The sequence below is a fragment of the Methylocella silvestris genome (genome assembly GCF_002891535.1).
GTDB lineage: Bacteria > Pseudomonadota > Alphaproteobacteria > Rhizobiales > Beijerinckiaceae > Methylocapsa > Methylocapsa silvestris_A.
Window position 1 is genome coordinate 1 of the sequence record NZ_PDZR01000034.1, and the last position, 17,635, is coordinate 17,635.

Below are 17,635 nucleotides of genomic sequence, written 5' to 3' on the forward strand. Positions count from 1 at the left end.
GCTTCAGCGCAAACGCGATCTGCTCCTCGCTGTACCTCGACTTCTTCATTTCCCAGCTCCTCGCCCGAAGGCTCAAAAGACCGGAAAACTCTCACTCAAAATGGATGAAAAAACAGGGGGGACGTCACTTGGTAAGAAACTCCAGCTTACAGCGGCGCACGCGGTTTTCAGTGACCGGCGAACTCTACCACCACAATCCTGCGATTGTTCAAGCGTGAATACCTGCCCGGAGCGCGCGGCGCGTCACTCCCGAGCGAGCGCTTCGACCGGATCCAGCCGCGCGGCGCTCCGGGCGGGCAGCCAGCCAAAGCCTACGCCGATCAGAGACGAGCAACCGAGCGCGGCAAGAATGGACGTTGAGGAATAAACCATCTGGATACCGGGCCCGAACGCCGCAAATAGCGCGCCGACGCCGAATGCCAGCGAGATCCCCAGAACGCCTCCAAGGAGACAGACGAGTACGGCTTCGGTGAGGAATTGCTGCATGATGTCGGAGCGCCGGGCGCCCACCGCCATGCGCACTCCGATCTCCTTCACCCGTTCGGAGACGGAGACCAGCATGATGTTCATCACGCCAATGCCGCCGACGATCAGCGAAATCAGCGCGATCGCCGCGATCAGCGCGGCGAGGGTCGTCGTGGCGGCAGTGATGGTCTGGCGGATGTCGTCGGTGTTGAGGATGAAGAAATCTTGCACCCCGTGACGCGATAGCATCAGGCTGTTGGTCGCCTGCCGCGCAATGTCAGTGTCGGCATTGTCGGCGATGCGCAACAGGATGCTGCGCAGCACCGTATTGCCGAGGAAACGTGCTTGAACCGAGGAGTAAGGCAGATAGGCTTGCGCATTGCCGCTGCCGCCAAAGCCGCCCTGCTGCTTGGCGATCACGCCCACAATCGTGCAGGGAACCGAGCCGACGAAGACGATACGTCCAAGAACGGCCTCGGCTTGTTCGCCGGGAAACACGGCGGAAAGCGCATTCTCGTCGAGCACCGTATCGGGCGCGTAAAGGCGCTCGGACTCGGCGTCGAACAAGCGGCCTGCGGTCAGCTTCGATCCCCGGATTGAGAAATAGTCGGACCCGACGCCATTGATCAGGGCGGAAGCTTCGGTGCCGCCATACCGGATGGTCTTGCTGGTGGAGACAGTCGGCGTCGCCCCGGCGCTGTAAGGCTGGCGCGCCAGAATGTCGGAATCGGCCACGACCAGCGTAGTCACCTTCGACGAACGCGTGTCGCCGAAATCCTTGCCGGGGAAGATTTCCAGCGTGTTGGTGCCAAGACTGGAAATGTCGGACAGAACCTTGCGTCGCGAGCCCTCGCCCAGCGCCACCATTGCGACGACCGAAGCAATGCCGATGACGATGCCGAGCATGGTGAGCACCGTGCGCAAACGATGTGCGGTCATCGCGAGCACGGCCATGCGGAGCGCCTCGCCGAAGCGGTCCACCGCCGCACGCAGTGAGTTGGAGCGCGGCGGCGCCGGAGATGACGGATGGTCCGCGCGCGGCCCCCGGGTCGCCTTGTCGGACACGATCTCTCCGTCCGAGAGTTCAATGATGCGGCCAGCATGCGCGGCGACCGAAGCGTCGTGGGTCACCACCACAATGGTTTGCCCCTCCGCGTTAAGCTCAGCAAGGATCGCCAACACTTCTTCCCCAGACTTGCGGTCGAGAGCGCCGGTTGGCTCGTCGGCGAGGACAATCTCGCCCCGGTTCATCAATGCGCGGGCGATCGACACGCGCTGCTGCTGGCCGCCCGAAAGCTGGCCCGGCCTGTACTTGAGCCTCTCCGCCAGGCCGAGCCGGGAGAGCAGGGCGGAAGCGCGTCGCGCACGCTCGGCAGGCGCCATGCCGGCATAGACCGCCGGCATTTCGACATTGCCCAACGCGTTGAGCTCAGAGAGCAAATGGTAGCGTTGGAAAATGAAGCCGAAATGCTCGCGGCGTAGTTTGGCCAGTTCGTCCGGATCGAGTCGGGCCGTGTCGCGTCCGGCGATTTCGTAGGCGCCGGTGGTCGGCCGGTCAAGACAGCCGATAATGTTCATCAGCGTGGATTTTCCAGAGCCGGACGGGCCGATGATCGCAACATATTCCCCGGGGTATATGTCCAGATCGACGTCCCTGAGCACGGAGATGGAATCTTCGCCCGAGGGGTAGGCGCGGCCCACGCCGCGAAGGCGGATCAGGGGCTCCATATCAGAACCCTCCCGGCGGTCCGGAAAAGTTCGACTTCAGCGCGGGATCGCGACGGCCTATCACCACGCGCTCGCCTTCCTTCAGCCCGTCGCGTGCTTCAAAATGAACCTTGTCATCGAGGCCGACCAGAACCTTGCGGCTTTCCAGCTTGCCGCCCGACGTGGCGACATCGACCGTGCGGGAGCCATCGTCGCGCATCGGCGACAAAGCCGCGGTCGGGGCCAGGACAACGTTCTTGACCTCACCGAGGTGGATCGAGACTTGCGCCGTCATGTAGGTCTTCAGCAATCCGTCCGGGTTGGGCACGTCGAAATAACCGTAATAATAGACCGCGCTCGAAGACGAACTCGACGAGGATGACGAGGAGCTGGTCGCGCTGTTGCTGGTGATCACCGCGTCCGAGCGGATGCTGTCGGGCGCGGGATCGACAGTGGCGAGCGTTCCGCTCCAGCGCCGGCTCGGATCGCCAAGGATGGAGAAACTCGCGGTCATGCCGACGCGCACCTTGGCGACGTCCGCTTCCGAGATTTCGGCGCGCACGCGCATCGTGTCGATTTGTCCGAGGACGACAACGGTCGGGGCGGATTGCACGGCATTCAGGGTCTGCCCCTCCTGTGCGACGACGAGGAGGATGACGCCATCCATGGGCGCGACGATGCGCGTGTAATCGAGATTGACCTTGGCTGTCTTGACCTTCACCTCCGCTTGGGCGATTTGCGCATCAAGCGATTCAAGCTGCGCGCGGTTCACGTCGACAGAAGATTTCGCCGATTCATAGGCGTCCTTGGACGTCGCGTTCTGCGCCAGCGCCGCCTTCTGCCGTGCAAGCACGGCTTCAGCATAGATGAGCGCCGCCTGCTTCTGCACCTTCTGCGCCCTGGCGTCAGCGAGGGCGGCTTCGGCAGTCTTGATGTCATTCTCCTGGGGCAGGCTGTCGATGAGAGCCAGCAACTCGCCCTTTCGTACCGCCTGCCCGGTCTTTACCCGCAGGGAGGTGATCCGGCCCGACGCTTGCGAACCGACTGCGACGAGGTTGGTCGGCCGCAATGCGCCGCTCGCCTGAACAACCTGAATTACATCGCCCCGGGTCGCGAAGGCCAGCATGACATCGCTGAAAGGGTCCTTCGCCTGCGCGCCCGGCCGCAACCAAGCGGCGGCGAACAGCGCAAGGCCGATCGCGACGACGATGAGCGCGCGCCGCGCGGTCACCTTTGCCCTCCGCGCAGCAAAATAACCGAGGCGAGCAGCGCCTGCGCTGTAGAATCTTGCGCGTGAAACATCAAAGAAGTCCCGGACAGGATGAGAGCGAAACGGCGCAAGGTTCCCGATGCCTGCCGCGGCAGGCATCGGCGAGCGCCCTGGATGAAACGCCCGGCCATCCAAAATGACGAATCTTCAGACCTTCTTGTTGCGCCGGCCAAGGCCCATTCGCTGAAACTCAGGCTCCTTGTCAACGTACTGATGTTTCAACGCTCCAGCGATGTGCAGCGCAAGCGCCAAAATTAGCAGATAGCCGCCGATCGAGTGCCACGAAACGAACTCCTCGTGTAACGCCTGCTGTGGTTCGTACCCCCCCGCCGTTTCGCCGAGATCCTGAATCGCCTTGATAGGCGGAAGCGTGATGAAACCCCAAACTTTCATCTCACGACGCGGGGGCGCCCCTGGGGGCGGTCCGCCTTGAGGCACGCCGGAGAGGGCTGGCGCCCCCGGCTCCGGTGGGGCGCCAGGCATGGGTTGCGACGCGCCCGCCGGCGAGCCTGGAATCTTGAACGGCAGATGGCGCGCCTGCTCGGCAGCGCCGGCGGAGCCCAGGCGCGGATGCGCGGAAACGATGGCCCACCCGGTCAGCGGCATTCCAACCATCGCGACATAGAGCGCGACGTGGACCCCGTGCGCGAGCCGGTGTTCCCAAAACTTCAGGCTGGCGAGATGCGGCGGCGGTTCGTGCGTTAGCCACCAGACGAGTCGCACCATGGTCAGCGCGAGCACGGTCATCCCCGAGGAGACATGCAGCAAGAGCGCGAAGAAACGGAGAGGCAGCGGAAAGCCCTCCATCACGAGGCCAATCGCCAGATTGAAGATGATCAAACCCGCGATTGTCCAATGCAGGATAATCGCGACACGCGAGTACGAGCTGCGCGCGGTCGCCTTCCCGGCTGCTGCCGCCAATCCGATGTCGGAAGTTGTCATGCCCCATTTCATGAAGATTCTCGACGTGCTGCTTTCGACGCTCACGCCGTCGTCAATGTGATGGGAGTTGGGCAGAAAAATAAGCTGTCGCTTTCATCTGCCTAAGCAATCGCGAAGACGCCGCCGAATAAAAAACGGGAACGGGCGCGCGGGGAGGATCATGCGCCGGTTCCCGCAGCAATGACGGATGATTGCTCTCCGGTCATCACTTGAGGTTGGGATACCAGTACTGCTTGTGGCAATCCTCGCAGATGCTGTCGATCTGGTTGGCATTGTCCTGCAGGGACTGAGCGTTGCGCGCTTTCGCCGCCGTGACCGTCGCATCGAGCGCGGCGGCGAGCTTCATCGCCTGAACCTTGAATTCCTTAGGGTCGGCGTCGATCGCCTTCTGGACGTCGGCCGCGCCCCATGCTCCGGGGTTTCCCTCGCTTTGAATTTTAACGCCAGACTGCGCCGCCTTCAAGTGATCAGCGCCCGCCAATGCCTTTAGGCGCCTGCTCACCGCGTCGCCGGCGTCGATGATTTTTTTCCAATCGTCGTCGGTGAGCTTCGAGGCATCGGCTTCGCCTTTGTCGTCCATCGCCTTATTGCCCACGTCCCAGACGATTTGCGTCTGGGGCGCGACCACGTCTTTCATGGCGTCGTTCAAGGTCAAGGGGCTGTCGGCGGCGTGGCCGGACAAGACAGCAAGGGTCAAGGCGCCAAGGCCCACGAAAGCGCCGAAGGAAACTATTTTCATTGATTGCACCTTCTATCAAACTTCATCCCGCCTGACCGCCGAGATGAACGCCCGGCGGTCCGACGGCGCATCCGACGAACTCAGACATCCATGGTGAACCCGATCATACGCCCGCATGCGACGATCGCGATCCAGAGCGCCAGTGAAACAGCCCCGGCGACTTTTGCCGAAACGGGCAGTTGAAAGCTGGCTTTCCAGCTGTGCAGATCCTTGCCGGTAATTATGTGGAAGACCAACTGGTTGACAAAAGCCATAGCCATAAACACGAATTTCCACACGAACCAGGAGTCGCGCCAGTAGTTCACGGCATGGGAAGCGAAAAGCGCGAAGCCGCTGATCAGGGCGATGACAAAACCGATCCAGACGACCGGTAGGGCATCACCGATTACCCTGCCGACCGAACGCTTGGTCCAGACCAGACCGACGAGGCGTAGGTCCATGATGACGATACAGCCGACCGTCGCGGTGATCGAGATCACGTGGATGGTCTCGAGGATCGGGAACAGGTCGCCCTGCATGCGCACGGCGGCGCCCAGCGGTGAGTTCTGAAGCCACTGAAATAACTGTTCCATGCTCCCCCCTTAAGTTGTTATATGATGATGCTGAGTTGAATGAAGCGCCGAGCGTTCATAGTCCGACCGCGTAAGCAATCCACCGCCCCGCGACGATGATCGCGATCCAGAGAACGAAAACGGCGACGCCGATTAGCCTGACCTGAACTTGATTTACCGCCGGAGCAACAGCGTCGCCGGCAGCCGCGGCAGCGGACGCGGAAATCTTGCGCCCCAGGAAGATCGTTCCACCCATGGCAGCCACCAGCAGAACCATTTTCAACTGAAAGATCTTGTTCATCAGCGAGCGCTCCGGCTCTGCGGAGATCTGAAGCAGTCCGCCGATCGCTAGAGCGGGAATAGTATACCAGATCCAAGGAAGGAAGCGTGCAGCGAAAGCTTGCACTGATTCATCCTTGCCGATGAGTCCTACTATGCGTAAAGTAATCATCACAATTGACGACATGATGATCGCAACACAAAGGATGTGGATGGTTTGGAGCGTCGGGACGACCCACTCGTTAGTCTTTACGAACATACTGAGGTTGGTCTTTTCGACCCAAAGGCAAAAGTCATGCAGCGACGACGGCACTGGGCGCTCCAACGATTCTTATTGACAAATAGATCAATATCTACCCGCAACAGAAAAAACGAGCTGTCAGTTTATGGGAAAAACGTCCATGCAGGCGCATATCGACTTGATTTCTTGCTGAAACATTGCGTCTGATAAATGCGAATTTTGGAGATTTCAATGTCAAGCAACTCCACGCAAACCTCACTACGCCTCGGCAACCGACAGAGGCAGCGGACGCGCAAATCTCTGCTATCCGCGGGACAGAAGTTGTTTGCGGAACAGCCTGCAGACAGCGTCACCATCACCGACATCACCGAAGAAGCCGAGGTTGCCAAAGGAAGCTTCTACAATCACTTCGTGGACAAGGAAGCGTTCGCGGAGGCGATCTACACCGCCGTACATGGCGAACTCAACCTGGAGATCGATGCCGCGAACTCAGGCGAGAAAGATCCGGCGGCGCGCATTGCCCGCGCTCTTTGTCTTGTGCTGCGCCATGCGCAGAGGCATCCTGAGAAGCTTTCGGCTCTCTTGAGCCTTGCCGGCAGGCGCAGCGCCGACGCGCCGCTCAATGACGGCGTCACCGCTGACGTCGCCGAAGGGTTGCGCGTCGGGCGATTCAACGGATTGGATACGAAAACGGGCGTGCTGATCGTGCTCAGCCTCATCATGGAGACTGTTCGCTGCATCCTGTCTGGCGGCTTCCATGAAAAGACGCCCGCGCCCGCGCTCGCGGGATCGGTCGCAACTGCTATGCTCCGCGCGCTCGGAACGCCAGGCGCGGACGCCGAACTGGTCAGCCGCAGCGCCGTAGAAGCCATTTTGTGGTCTGCCAGCGGTGGATCAGGTCCGATCAACTCCATTCACCGGACCTGATCTCGGCATCTGTCTAGACGCATATCCTTTGTCGAAAATGGCACTTTTCCGGGATTATGCGCGAGCTGTCAGCGCCGCCGCGCATCACACATTGTTGGACGATTGCGCCCGGCCCGCATAGGCCTTCAGCATTGAGGCGAACAAATCCAGGATAGGGTTGGCTGCAACATCTTTCACGCCTTCCGAAGACATTTGCTGCTCGATGGCAGTCAGGACGTCGACCGCGTCGGAAAGCGCAACGCGCTGCTTCGCAAAATAGGCGAAGATCTGCGGAGACACCTCCTTCTCGCCCGGCTTGCGCGTGAACAGTCCGCCATTGCGGCCTAGTCGGCTTTCAATCACACCCATGTCTTCGAGAATGCGGGACGCCTGCCGCACGACTTCAAGGCTGTAATTGTATTGCTCCGCCATCTCCCATTCGCTGCCGAGGAACACTGGCTTGGCGAGAGGCTGCGCTATTACGTAGTCAAGGATTTTGAATGCGAGCTGGGCGGAATAGCGGCAATGATTTAGCGACGAATCCGGCCTGACCCAGCCAAGCAGTTCAAGTTCGCTCTGAGGCTGCGCCGAAGCGTAACTCGATAGACGACTGACCACGTCAGGCAGCGCCTCCTGATGGGCCTCGCCGATTGCCGCCACGGTCGGCGCAAGTCGCGCAGCGCTCATCTGTTCGCCGCCCATGAACCGGCATCCTCCGACAAGGCGGAATATACCCTCAACGAATTGAAAAGCGGGATTTCGGGTCGTCTTTGCAAGCGCCGTCAAGATCGCGCGATCACTGGAGAGCGAGTCCCCAAGCTCGGCCGTAAGCTGCTGCGCCTCCATGCCGCGACGCGCGATCAGCTGCCCCGCGACCACAGTCAACAGGCGTTTTGCCTGATTGAAATGCTCGCGCGTCGCGCGATGCGTCAGGAGGTGCAGCGCGCAAGGCTTCATAATGTTCTCGATCGCGGGATCGGCGATCGTCAGCCCACCGCCCCTACCCCGCCGCATGACCGCGGATCCGCGCATTTCAAGGATGCGGATGGCTTCCCTCAAGGCCCAGCGCCCAATCTTGTAACGCCGCTGGATGTCCGCCTGAAGGCCGAAAACCTGCCCCACGGACCAGCCCGCAGACAGGAATTCTTCTTCCAGTCGCAGTGCGATCTCGGCGCCTAGCTTGCGATTGAGAGCGGGATTCGAATTATCATTCGGCTCTGGCGGGCAATCAATCTTGGCGACTGAGCCGGAGCGGCCGAGGCGGGATCCCGCCCCGCGAACCTGTTCCGGCTTCTTGACCTTGAGCCCGGGCGGGGCGCTGGCAATCCTCCCGAGGGGGGCGTCGATAACCCTGACCACGCTAGGAAGCAAGCGCGATTCATCGACCACGCACGCATGTCTCATGTCATCCTCCCCGTTCTCATGTTGTCGCGGCGCGCTCCAAGCGCGCTTCTTTGTGTTTTGCTGCAGCTCTTAACGGGTCGGACCGCTAGCCGCTTACGTTGGCGCGTCGTACATGTTGATCAAACTTTGACCACTTCATTCAAACATGACCATCTGGTCAAAAATAAGGACAGCGCCTCGGTTTTCGTGCTGTGTAGCAAGAGGGCCACGGCGGCTGTGCCCCTGCGCGACAGAAAGGCCGCCGAAGCCTCGGAGCGACCCTTCTGAGACGCGCCATTTTCATGAATCCGCGATGATGGTATTTTCAATGGAGCCGAGGCCCTCGATCTCAACCTTGACCACGTCACCCGCCTTGAGCCAACTCTGGTCCACAGCGGCGACGCCCGCCGGCGTGCCTGTGGTGATGACGTCGCCGGGCTCCAGGGTCATCACTGTGCTGAGGTGCGCGATCTGGTCCTCGATCTTGTAGATGAGGTCGTCGGTCATGCTGCTCTGCTTTTCCTTGCCGTTCACAAAAAGGCGCAACCGCAAATTCTGGGCATTCAACACTTCATCGGCGGTCGTGATCCATGGGCCGACCACGCCATGGGTATCGAACGACTTGCCGAGGGTGTAGGTCGGTGACCGATGCTGCCAGTCGCGCACCGAAAAGTCGTTACAGATCAGATAACCGGCGATCATCGACAGCGCGTCTTCGCGCTTAACCTTCCGGCAGCGCGTCCCGATGACATAGGCGAGTTCGCCTTCGTAATCGAGCTGGTCCGACACGGACGGAAGAACGACCTCGTCGGTCGGCCCGGCGATGCTGCTCACCTGCTTGTTGAACCACAATTGCGTTTTCGGGATCGGGATGCCCGCTTTGGCGGCCTCATCGGCATGCGCCTGATAGTTCATGCCGATGCCGAGAAACTTCTGGGGATCGTCGATCGGCGACTCGAGATGCACGGAAGAAAGCGGATAGGCCGGTTCTGCCGCCGCTTCCGCTTCAGCCTTTTGCGCAGGCAGGTCCGTCAGAAAGCGCCGCATCGAGGCGTCGCCGCGGGTCAACGCCGAGAGATCGACGATTTGATCGCCGACGATCTTTCCAATCGCCGTTTTTCCGTCGCGCGTATACCGTGCAAGTTTCATAAATCCTCCGTCGTTCCGGCTGGTAAGCAAAAACTGTAATTGATGGCTTCGCGTCGCGAAGCGTGTCGATCAAACCTGCGCGACCGCGTCCTGCGTCTGTACCCGCGCGCGCGGCTCCTTGACCCCCAGCAGCACGACGACGAAGGCCAGACCGATTGCAAGGACGCCGATCTTGATGATGACAGGAAGCCCCATGGCGTCGGCGAGGCCGCCCGCAACGGCCGGCGCCAACGCCCCGCCGAAGATTTCGCCCACACCTACGACGAGGCCCGTAGCCGTCGCCGCGATCGCCGGAGGCACAGAGGCGTTCGTGAGCGGACCGACGGTGATGGCCACTGCGCCCGCGTTCATCACCGTGACGACGAAAATGACGAGGAATAACGCCAGAGGGTTAGCGCCGATGCCCATCAGCGCGACCAGGGCCACGAATTCCACCGCCAGGCTCACGATCAACACCGGCTTGCGCCCGAGTCGATCGGAGATGGCGGGAATAGCGACCATGCCAACGAAGCTTCCAAGCCCCTGGCCGGCCAGCACCATGCCCATCTGGTTGATGTCAAGCTTCAGATAATCGGTGAGATAGCTCGGCAGGAAAGCGGAAAGAACGATCAGCGTCGCCAAATACAAACACATGCCGATCATATTGAAGATGACGTTGCGGTTGCCGAGGGCGTGCAGGAACCCGACCGACTTCTCCGTGGTGTGGTCGGCCCGGGAATGCGGCGGGTCATGACGGATCACGCGCGCCATGAGGACGGCGATGATGAAGCCTGGAATAGCGACGACGGCGAATACGTAATGCCAGCTCGGCAACACCTTGAGCAGAGCGACGGCGATCAGCGGACCGAAACCGAGACCGAACAGGGGCGCCGCCATCTGCTGAAGGCCGACGTTCAAACCGATGCGGCTGCTCTTGGACGCCTCGACCGTGGCGGTGATGCTCGCGGGCACAAAGGCGCCCTCGGCCAGCCCCATCATGGCGCGAAGGGCGATGAGGCTCATCAGGCCGCCAGCGAAGCCGGTGGTCGCCACCAAGACCGAGAAGAGGATGGCCGAGGCGACGATCACCGGCTTGTGGCCAAGCCGGTCGGAAATCTGGCCGGAAAAAATCGAGGCGACGCCCCAAGTAAGCGCCAGCACCGCGGAAATGGATCCGAGATCCTGATAGCTCAGCCCCAGTTCCTTCTGCATAGTCGGGAATAGGGGATTGATGATGAAACGGTCGAGGCCGACCACGCCAAACCCCAAGGCGAGCAGCGCCACTGCCTTGATCTCATAGGAGGGATCCCACTTGGCGCCCGCGCGCCGCGCGCCGATATTTCCACCACTGGCCATGAAGCTTACTCTCTCACATGCGCTCGCGCGGCTCCGCTCGCCCGCGTTCTCGTCGGTCAGGATTGGCGTGTGTCGTTGCGGCTTCAGACCATGAAATCGTCGCCGAGAGGCGGACCCCATACGGAAAGCTGCGTTTTCGGGTCGGCGGGATCGAACCGGCTGTGCGACGACGGGTAGTGGTCGTTGACGCTGTCGCCGTCGGTATAATGCTCGATCTTGTTGCCGAACGGGTCGCGCCAGTAGTCGAACACATTAGAGCCGTCGACGTGGCGACCAATGCCCCAGGTGTGTTTGTAGTTGCCGAGATCGTGCAGGTGGTGGTGGCCGACGACAATATCGTCCCAGTTGAGCACCTCGAACGAGATGTGATCGAAACCGGGCTTGGGCAGCTCGACCATCGCAACCGTATGATGATCGGTTATCTCCTTGCCCAGACCGCAGCGAAGAAACGCCGCCACCATCCGGTCCTTGTCGCCGCCGACATAATAGGTGTCGGATATCTTCATGCCGAAGCGACTCTCGTAAAATGCGATGGAGTCGCGGATATTCTTTACGTGCAACGCCACATGCGCGAGGCGCATGACGTGCGAAGGTCCGGGCTCCGGCCTCACGACGTCGTTGACTCGGAGGCGCTGACCTCCGAAATTTACGGCCTGCACGCGCGGCATTGGCGCGCGCGCGAGCCTTTCGATGCCATGAACGACCTCGACCCTATAGCCGGACGGGTCGGTCACGACCACGCGCCTGCCGCCGCCAGGCTCGTTGATGAGCTCCACCGGCGCGCCAACTTCTTGCGCAAGACGATCGAGGTCTTTCGCGCTCTTCGCAGCCAGCGCAAAGCCGATCGAACGGTTTTCGGGCCCGAGCTCCGCTACATACGCGTGATGGTTCTCGCCATAGCCGCGCAGGTAGAGCGCCTTTTCAGTGCGGGCGCTCGGAAGCAGGCCGAAGTGTTGCATGAACTCGGCGGCCCGATCGAGATCCACAACCTGATATCGTGCATAAACCACATCTTGTATGGAAATCATGCGGCGAGCTCTCCCGGAGCCTGATGTTCTTCTTGGCAGGCGCAAAATAATCGATTAAATTGGACTTATCACCGCTAAAAACGATTAAACCAGCTGTCAGTTTGCTCATGCCGTCCCGCTGGCGTATGGCAGCACGTCTCGACTATTTTTCATTCAGGGCCGATTTTGAGGATGATCTGAGGAATGGCGCGGACATCGAGCAGGCAAGAGGACGGGAGCGTGGGCGCGACGCTGAACATGTCGGCGTTTGAACGCTTGCGCGCCGACATCTTGCGGGGTGTGATTGCTCCCGGCGAAAAGCTCCGAATCGAAGCGCTGAAGGAGCGCTATGGCATGGGCGCCAGTCCTTTGCGTGAGGCGCTCAACCGCCTCTCGGCGCTTCACCTCGTCGAGAAGATCGACCAGCGCGGCTTTCGCGTGGCGCTGATTTCTCCCGAGACACTCGTCGAACTGGCGATGACGCGGTGTTGGGTCAGTGAGATCGCCATTCGGGAATCGATCCGCGCCGGCAATGCCGCCTGGGAAGAAAGCGTCGTTCTCGCCCATCATCGACTCAAGCGACATCACGAGACTTCGACCGGTCCAGATCGGGAATGGGAAGTGTTGCACCGGCAGTTCCATTTCGCGCTGATCGCAGCCTGTCCGTCGCACTGGCTGCGAGAGTTCCACGAAACCCTGTTCGATCTCGCCGACCGCAGCCGTCACATGGCCGTGCTTCACGACCATGCCGCCCGCGACGTCGCTGGCGAACATCAATTGATCGTCGAAGCTGTAATCGCGCGCGACGTGACCCGAGCCGTCTCCCTGCTCAACCAGCATTTTCGGATTACGGCCGATATTGCGATCGCCTCGATCGAGCCGCAGTCTGTGCCCGACCCGGTAGATTGACGCACGTCGGCAGTCAGGCGATCTTGATCTCGCGCACCGGCTCGGCGCCGTCCCAATCGACGCTAGCGTAATACATGCTCGTGAACATGACGTCCATTTCGGCGTCGGCTTCGATTAGTTCGATCATGCCGGGCAACGCGCCCTTGGTGTCATAAGACGCAACGCGCCCGCCGGAGGGCACCACAGCGGTGAAAAGGGGCTCGAAACCTCGCGCTTCAAGGCGCGCTGCTTCGGCGGTAAAGTTCGTGGTTCCCATGCCATAGTGGTGGAAACCGAGTTTCAGGCTTTTATCGTCACGGCGATAGATCGAAGGCTCCTCATCGAGCTGATGAATCAGCTCGATCTGCATGTGCCCGGCAAAGGCGAAGGCGACGTCTGCCCGGGCGATGGCGGGTTTGCCGCGAAACAGCGGATTGAGGCCGGCAAAGCGGCGCAAGACGAACCAGGGTCCGATGCCGAGCAAATCCGTCCATTCCTGCATGCCTTCGGCGAGGTCACGCACCACATAGGCCTGTTGGATGACGCCATCGTGCGGCTGGCCAAAACCGAAAGTCTTCACGATTTCATCTCCGGGTCCTTGAAGGGGTCAAGTCCGATGAGGAGCATTTCCTCAGGCGGGATAGGAGCAAGATCGACTTCGACATTGATGCAGGCGGGCCTGTCCTTTGACAGGGCTTCCCTAAGCGCCGATTCGAAGGCCGCGGCGTCGGCGACGTGATAGCCGTCGGCGCCGAGCGCGATTGCGGCGGCGGCGTAGGAACCGTTGTCGAGCCGTGTGTTGGTGACGCGGTTCGGGCCGACGGCCAGCTCCTGGAAATGAAGCGTCGCGCCCCAGCTGCGATTGTTCATCACCACCACGATCACCGGCAGGCCGTGCCGAACGGCGCTGTCGAACTCAGCAAGAGCGAAGCCGATCGAGCCATCGCCGGTGACGAGGATCGTGCGCCGGCCCTCGCATTTGCCGACGCTCTGCGCGCCGAGCGCGAGACCGAAGCCGACCCCCATCGAGCCGAGATAGCCGTGGCAGAGGAATTCGCCCGGCGCAGCGTCGCTGATTACCTCGCTCAACCACAGATAGGTCAGCGCGCCGTCGGCGACGACGATCGTTTCGGGGCCTATGTGACGCGCGAGGACTTGCGAGGCCTCGAACGGATGCAGCCGCGGAGTATTCTCGGCGTTGGCGAGGATTTTCGCCCGCCGCAGGTCGGCATGGCTGCGCAGAATTTCGCGCCAACCCGAGAAATCCGGCCAGTCCGCCTTCTCAGCTGTTTCCGCCAGCGCCGCGATCGAGGGCGCGACATCGGCGGCAACGCCAAACTCGACGCCCTGCAGTCGTCCCAGCTCGCGGCCGTCGGGGTCGATTTGAATGACCCGCGCGTCATGCGGAATCAGCGCCCCCGAGCCATGCGCGGTGTTGAGGCCGAAGCGCACGCCGAGCAGCAGAACCGCATCGGGCGCCTCGCCCTTGGCGGCGAGGCCCCACAACTGCTGAACCAGACCGCCGCGATGCGTCGGCGGGATCGTGCTGATGACGCTCAGGCCTTCGAAATCGGCGAAGACGGGAATGCCGGTGCGGGCGATCAGCTTCTTCAGGCCCGCATGGGCGCGCCCTCTCTTGGCCTCGGAGCCGACCACGATGACGGGGCGCTTCGCGTCTCGCAAAATGTCAAGGCAGCGCGCCTGATCTTCGCCGCTTGGCGCATTGCCGGCAGTGAAAAAGATCTCCGTCTTCGCAGGCGCGTCGTCATCAAACTTCGCGGTCAGAATGTCCCAGGGAATGTCGATCAGGACCGGCCCGCGTGGGGCGGTGTTGGCGATGCGGATCGCCTGGGCGAGCAGGCGCGGAATGTGCTCGACGGCGCGCACGCGATGCGCCCATTTCGTCACCGGCGTCGCAATCGCCACCTGGTCGATCGTCGCCTGCAGCGTGTTGGTCTCGTCGTCGCGCACCGGCCCCGAACCCGCGATCACCAGCAGCGGCGTGCGGTCCATGAAAGCCTGGGCGAGCGGAGTTACCACATTGGTCATCCCGCCGCCCGCCGTCACCAGCGCGACGCCAAGCTTGTGGGCGGTGCGCGCATAACCCTCGGCGGCGTGGCCGGCGGTCGCCTCGTTGCGCGTGTCGATGATAGGCAGCCCCGCATCAAGCGCGGCCTGGAAAATGGAATCGATATGCGCGCCATGAAGGCCGAACACGCGCTCCACCCCGGCGGCGCGCAAAATGCGCACCACCAGTTCGCCGCCACTCGTCATTGCTGCTCCAAGCAGTTAAGTGATTAGTAGAGAATGGACGCCGAGTACGACGCCCTTCTCATCTCACGTAATCAGAACGGATAGCGCGTCGGCTGGGCGCCGATCGTCATCCACTGCCATTCCGTGAATTCGTCGAGATTGGTGGTCGAGCCGAAGCGCGAGCCATTGCCCGAGGCGCCGGAACCGCCGAAGGGAATGCCGGCCATGTCGCTGATCGTCTGATCATTGATGTGCACAAGCCCCGAGCGGATTTGCTGGGCGACGCGCAGGCCGCGCTCGAGCGAGCTGGTCTGCACCGCGCCCGAGAGTCCATATTCGGTATCATTGGCGACGCGGATGGCTTCCTCCTCGTCCTCGACCACCACCACCGCGGCCACGGGACCGAAGATTTCGAGATCATAGGCCGGCATGCCGGCGACGACCCCGGTGAGCACCGTCGGATTGTAGAACAGCCCCTCATAGGAGCCGCCAGCGGCGATTTGCGCGCCCGCCTGCACCGTGTCGGTGACGATCTGGTGCACCCGCTCGACCTGTTTGGCGTTGATGATCGGGCCGATCGCGACCTCGGCGCGGAAGGGATCGCCGACGGGCAGGCGTTTCGCCTTGCTGGCCAGCAGCTCGATGTATTGATCCGCGACCTTGCGCAGCACGATGTGCCGCCCGATCGCCATGCAGATCTGGCCCTGATGCAGGAAGGAGCCCCAGGCGCCCGCTGAAGCCGCGGCTTCGAGATCGGCGTCGTCGAGCACGATGAACGGGCTCTTGCCGCCGAGTTCGAGCGCCACCTTCTTCAGATTGCGCCCGGCGAGTTCGCCGACGCGCCGGCCGACCGCCGTGGAGCCGGTGAAGGTGATCATGCGCACGCCAGGCGCTGAGACCAGCGCCTCGCCGACATCCGCGCCGCCGTTGACAACGCAGAGTACGCCCTTGGGTACGCCGGCGAGTTCGAACACGCGCGCGATCACGACGCCGCCGACGATCGAGGTCTGCGGATCGGGCTTGAGGATCACGGCATTGCCGAGCGCGATCGCCGGTGCGACCGAGCGCATGCCGAGCAGCATCGGGAAGTTCCACGGCGCGATCACGCCGACAATGCCGATCGGCACGCGGCGGGCGAAGCTGAGACGCGCCGGATTGGGGCTCGGCAGCAGCTCGCCCTCCGGCTGTATCAACAGCGCCGCTGAATGGTAGATTTCGTCGATCGAGCCCTGGATCTCGGTTTCGCCCTTGCCGCGTACGCCGCCGGTCTCGCGGACGATCAGATCGACGATCGCCGGGCGATTCGCCTCGAACAGCCTAGCCGCCTCGCGCATCACCGCTGCGCGCTTGTCCGCTGTCCAGGAGGCCCATTCGCGCTGCCCCTCGCGGGCGCGGGCGACCGTCGCGCCCATCTGCGCGGGATCAGACGCGCCAACATGGCCCAGCGCTTCCCCGGTCGCCGGCTCGCGGACGGTGAAGGTCTGCGGCGCGGCTTTCCAGTCGCCGTCGAATAATTTGCCGTCCCAGGCGCCGGGATCGAGCAGCGAGAGGTCTTTTGCGGCGTGCTCGGCGTTGATCTCAAGAGTGACACTCGACATCGCTATCTCCCAACTAATTGCGTTTGGTTCGCCTCAAGGCCGTCACGCGGCGGGGCGCTCGCCTTCGACTCTGTTGACCAGCAGGCCGACCTTTGGAATTTCGACTTCGATCGTGTCGCCGTCCTTCAGCCACAGCGGCGGCTGGCGCTTGGCGCCGACGCCGCCCGGCGTGCCGGTGACGATGACGTCGCCCGGCGAGAGCGCCGTAAACTGCGATACATAGGCGATGATCGCCGGGATCGGGAAAATCATCTCGGCGGTCGCCTGCGATTGCACCACCTCGCCGTTCAATCGCGTCGTGACTGAAAGCTGCGCAGGATCGCCGACTTCGTCGGCGGTGACGAGCCAGGGGCCGAAGGCGCCGGTCCGCGGGAAGTTCTTGCCCGGCGTAAACTGGTGGGTGTGCCACTGCCAGTCGCGCACCGAGGCGTCGTTGTAGCAGGCATAGCCCGCGACATGATCGAGCGCGCGCTCCGGCGCAATGGCGCGCCCGCCCTTGCCGATGACCACGGCGAGTTCGCCTTCGAAATCGAACATGGTGGAGACGGCGGGACGCAACAGCTTCTGCCCGTGTCCGGTCTGGCTGTCGGCAAAGCGCAGGAAGATCGAGGGGTGCTCTGTCTTGGCGCGCCCAGTCTCCTGCCGATGCGACTCGTAATTATGCCCGACGCAAAAGATTTTTCCAGGATTAGGCAGGACCGGCGACAACGTGACCGCCGCCAGCGGGATGCGCTGCGCCTTTGGCGCGCATTGCGCGGCCTCGGCAAAGGCGCCACCTGCAATCAGCGCCTTTAGATCAGGGAACCGGTCTTTCAAAAGCGCTCCGACATCGGCGATCTCTTCGCCCTCGACAACGCCAAAGCTCGCCGCGTTCGACATGACAAAGCTGGACAGTTTCATTCCCGGTCTTCCTTTTCGTGCA

Annotated in this window: 18 protein-coding genes; 4 read left to right on the forward strand and 14 right to left on the reverse strand. The window is 62.0% G+C overall.

Annotated features, from left to right (window positions below; genetic code table 11):
* Positions 1-218: hypothetical protein (locus CR492_RS20995; protein ID WP_210200268.1), on the forward strand; the 218-nt coding region annotated here is incomplete at its 5' end.
* A 25-nt stretch (positions 219-243) separates the two neighbouring features.
* On the opposite strand, the gene CR492_RS18935 is transcribed toward CR492_RS20995, so the two are convergent.
* The 6 genes from CR492_RS18935 to CR492_RS18960 all read right to left on the reverse strand — a co-directional run bounded on the left by CR492_RS18935 (position 244) and on the right by CR492_RS18960 (position 6,266).
* Entirely contained in the window at positions 244-2,193 is a 1,950-nt protein-coding gene (locus CR492_RS18935) for a MacB family efflux pump subunit (protein WP_102845287.1), read from the reverse strand.
* Between the two features lies 1 nt (position 2,194).
* Entirely contained in the window at positions 2,195-3,403 is a 1,209-nt protein-coding gene (locus CR492_RS18940; RefSeq protein WP_180982623.1) for an efflux RND transporter periplasmic adaptor subunit, read from the reverse strand.
* A 186-nt stretch (positions 3,404-3,589) separates the two neighbouring features.
* Positions 3,590-4,429, reverse strand: coding sequence for a cytochrome b (locus CR492_RS18945; RefSeq protein ID WP_146030333.1), 840 nt, complete (start codon positions 4,427-4,429; stop codon positions 3,590-3,592).
* A gap of 160 nt (positions 4,430-4,589) precedes the next feature.
* Positions 4,590-5,021: a cytochrome c gene (locus CR492_RS18950; protein WP_180982624.1), complete on the reverse strand. Its 432-nt coding sequence runs from the start codon at positions 5,019-5,021 to the stop codon at positions 4,590-4,592.
* 182 nt (positions 5,022-5,203) lie between these two features.
* Positions 5,204-5,695, reverse strand: coding sequence for a DUF6644 family protein (locus tag CR492_RS18955; protein ID WP_102845290.1), 492 nt, complete (start codon positions 5,693-5,695; stop codon positions 5,204-5,206).
* Between the two features lie 55 nt (positions 5,696-5,750).
* Positions 5,751-6,266: a DUF6644 family protein gene (locus CR492_RS18960; protein WP_102845291.1), complete on the reverse strand. Its 516-nt coding sequence runs from the start codon at positions 6,264-6,266 to the stop codon at positions 5,751-5,753.
* A gap of 159 nt (positions 6,267-6,425) precedes the next feature.
* Here CR492_RS18960 and CR492_RS18965 point away from each other — a divergent pair, with 159 nt between their 5' ends.
* The gene (locus CR492_RS18965; protein WP_280951554.1) at positions 6,426-7,121 is read left to right on the forward strand and encodes a TetR/AcrR family transcriptional regulator; all 696 of its coding nucleotides are present in this window, start codon (positions 6,426-6,428) and stop codon (positions 7,119-7,121) included.
* Positions 7,122-7,205: 84 nt separating this feature from the next.
* Here CR492_RS18965 and CR492_RS20600 read toward each other — a convergent pair whose 3' ends face one another.
* Entirely contained in the window at positions 7,206-7,718 is a 513-nt protein-coding gene (locus CR492_RS20600) for an Rrf2 family transcriptional regulator (protein ID WP_146030334.1), read from the reverse strand.
* A gap of 18 nt (positions 7,719-7,736) precedes the next feature.
* Between CR492_RS20600 and CR492_RS20605 the strand changes: the two genes are divergently transcribed.
* Positions 7,737-8,279 carry a hypothetical protein gene (locus CR492_RS20605; RefSeq protein ID WP_146030335.1) on the forward strand — a complete coding sequence of 181 codons (543 nt, stop codon included), beginning with the start codon at positions 7,737-7,739 and terminating at the stop codon, positions 8,277-8,279.
* A gap of 504 nt (positions 8,280-8,783) precedes the next feature.
* Here the strand turns inward: CR492_RS20605 and CR492_RS18975 are convergent.
* The 3 genes from CR492_RS18975 to CR492_RS18985 all read right to left on the reverse strand — a co-directional run bounded on the left by CR492_RS18975 (position 8,784) and on the right by CR492_RS18985 (position 11,995).
* Positions 8,784-9,551, reverse strand: coding sequence for a fumarylacetoacetate hydrolase family protein (locus tag CR492_RS18975; protein ID WP_245412176.1), 768 nt, complete (start codon positions 9,549-9,551; stop codon positions 8,784-8,786).
* Positions 9,552-9,701: 150 nt separating this feature from the next.
* Positions 9,702-10,895, reverse strand: coding sequence for an MFS transporter (locus tag CR492_RS18980; RefSeq protein WP_210200269.1), 1,194 nt, complete (start codon positions 10,893-10,895; stop codon positions 9,702-9,704).
* Between the two features lie 155 nt (positions 10,896-11,050).
* Positions 11,051-11,995 carry a VOC family protein gene (locus tag CR492_RS18985; protein WP_102845296.1) on the reverse strand — a complete coding sequence of 315 codons (945 nt, stop codon included), beginning with the start codon at positions 11,993-11,995 and terminating at the stop codon, positions 11,051-11,053.
* 219 nt (positions 11,996-12,214) lie between these two features.
* Between CR492_RS18985 and CR492_RS18990 the strand changes: the two genes are divergently transcribed.
* Positions 12,215-12,883 (forward strand): GntR family transcriptional regulator, encoded by a 669-nt coding sequence (locus tag CR492_RS18990; RefSeq protein ID WP_180982626.1) that lies wholly within the window; start codon positions 12,215-12,217, stop codon positions 12,881-12,883.
* 13 nt (positions 12,884-12,896) lie between these two features.
* Here CR492_RS18990 and CR492_RS18995 read toward each other — a convergent pair whose 3' ends face one another.
* From CR492_RS18995 to CR492_RS19010, 4 genes are all read right to left on the reverse strand, one after another.
* Positions 12,897-13,442: a VOC family protein gene (locus tag CR492_RS18995; RefSeq protein WP_102845298.1), complete on the reverse strand. Its 546-nt coding sequence runs from the start codon at positions 13,440-13,442 to the stop codon at positions 12,897-12,899.
* Positions 13,439-15,136 (reverse strand): thiamine pyrophosphate-binding protein, encoded by a 1,698-nt coding sequence (locus tag CR492_RS19000; RefSeq protein ID WP_102845299.1) that lies wholly within the window; start codon positions 15,134-15,136, stop codon positions 13,439-13,441. The genes CR492_RS18995 and CR492_RS19000 overlap by 4 nt, the downstream gene beginning before the upstream one ends.
* A gap of 71 nt (positions 15,137-15,207) precedes the next feature.
* Complete coding sequence (locus tag CR492_RS19005; protein ID WP_102845300.1) at positions 15,208-16,713, reverse strand: aldehyde dehydrogenase family protein; 1,506 nt, start codon at positions 16,711-16,713, stop codon at positions 15,208-15,210.
* A 42-nt stretch (positions 16,714-16,755) separates the two neighbouring features.
* The gene (locus tag CR492_RS19010) at positions 16,756-17,613 is read right to left on the reverse strand and encodes a fumarylacetoacetate hydrolase family protein (RefSeq protein ID WP_102845301.1); all 858 of its coding nucleotides are present in this window, start codon (positions 17,611-17,613) and stop codon (positions 16,756-16,758) included.
* Between the last annotated feature and the right edge of the window lie 22 nt (positions 17,614-17,635).

Coding starts and splice junctions, on each gene's coding strand:
- CR492_RS18935 (WP_102845287.1), bottom strand. CDS start 2,193: ATGGAGCCCCTGATCCGCCTTCGCGGCGTGGGCCGCGCCTACCCCTCG.
- CR492_RS18950 (WP_180982624.1), bottom strand. CDS start 5,021: ATGAAAGACGTGGTCGCGCCCCAGACGCAAATCGTCTGGGACGTGGGC.
- CR492_RS18955 (WP_102845290.1), bottom strand. CDS start 5,695: ATGGAACAGTTATTTCAGTGGCTTCAGAACTCACCGCTGGGCGCCGCC.
- CR492_RS18965 (WP_280951554.1), top strand. CDS start 6,426: ATGTCAAGCAACTCCACGCAAACCTCACTACGCCTCGGCAACCGACAG.
- CR492_RS20605 (WP_146030335.1), top strand. CDS start 7,737: ATGGGCCTCGCCGATTGCCGCCACGGTCGGCGCAAGTCGCGCAGCGCT.
- CR492_RS18985 (WP_102845296.1), bottom strand. CDS start 11,995: ATGATTTCCATACAAGATGTGGTTTATGCACGATATCAGGTTGTGGAT.
- CR492_RS19000 (WP_102845299.1), bottom strand. CDS start 15,136: ATGACGAGTGGCGGCGAACTGGTGGTGCGCATTTTGCGCGCCGCCGGG.
- CR492_RS19005 (WP_102845300.1), bottom strand. CDS start 16,713: ATGTCGAGTGTCACTCTTGAGATCAACGCCGAGCACGCCGCAAAAGAC.
- CR492_RS19010 (WP_102845301.1), bottom strand. CDS start 17,613: ATGAAACTGTCCAGCTTTGTCATGTCGAACGCGGCGAGCTTTGGCGTT.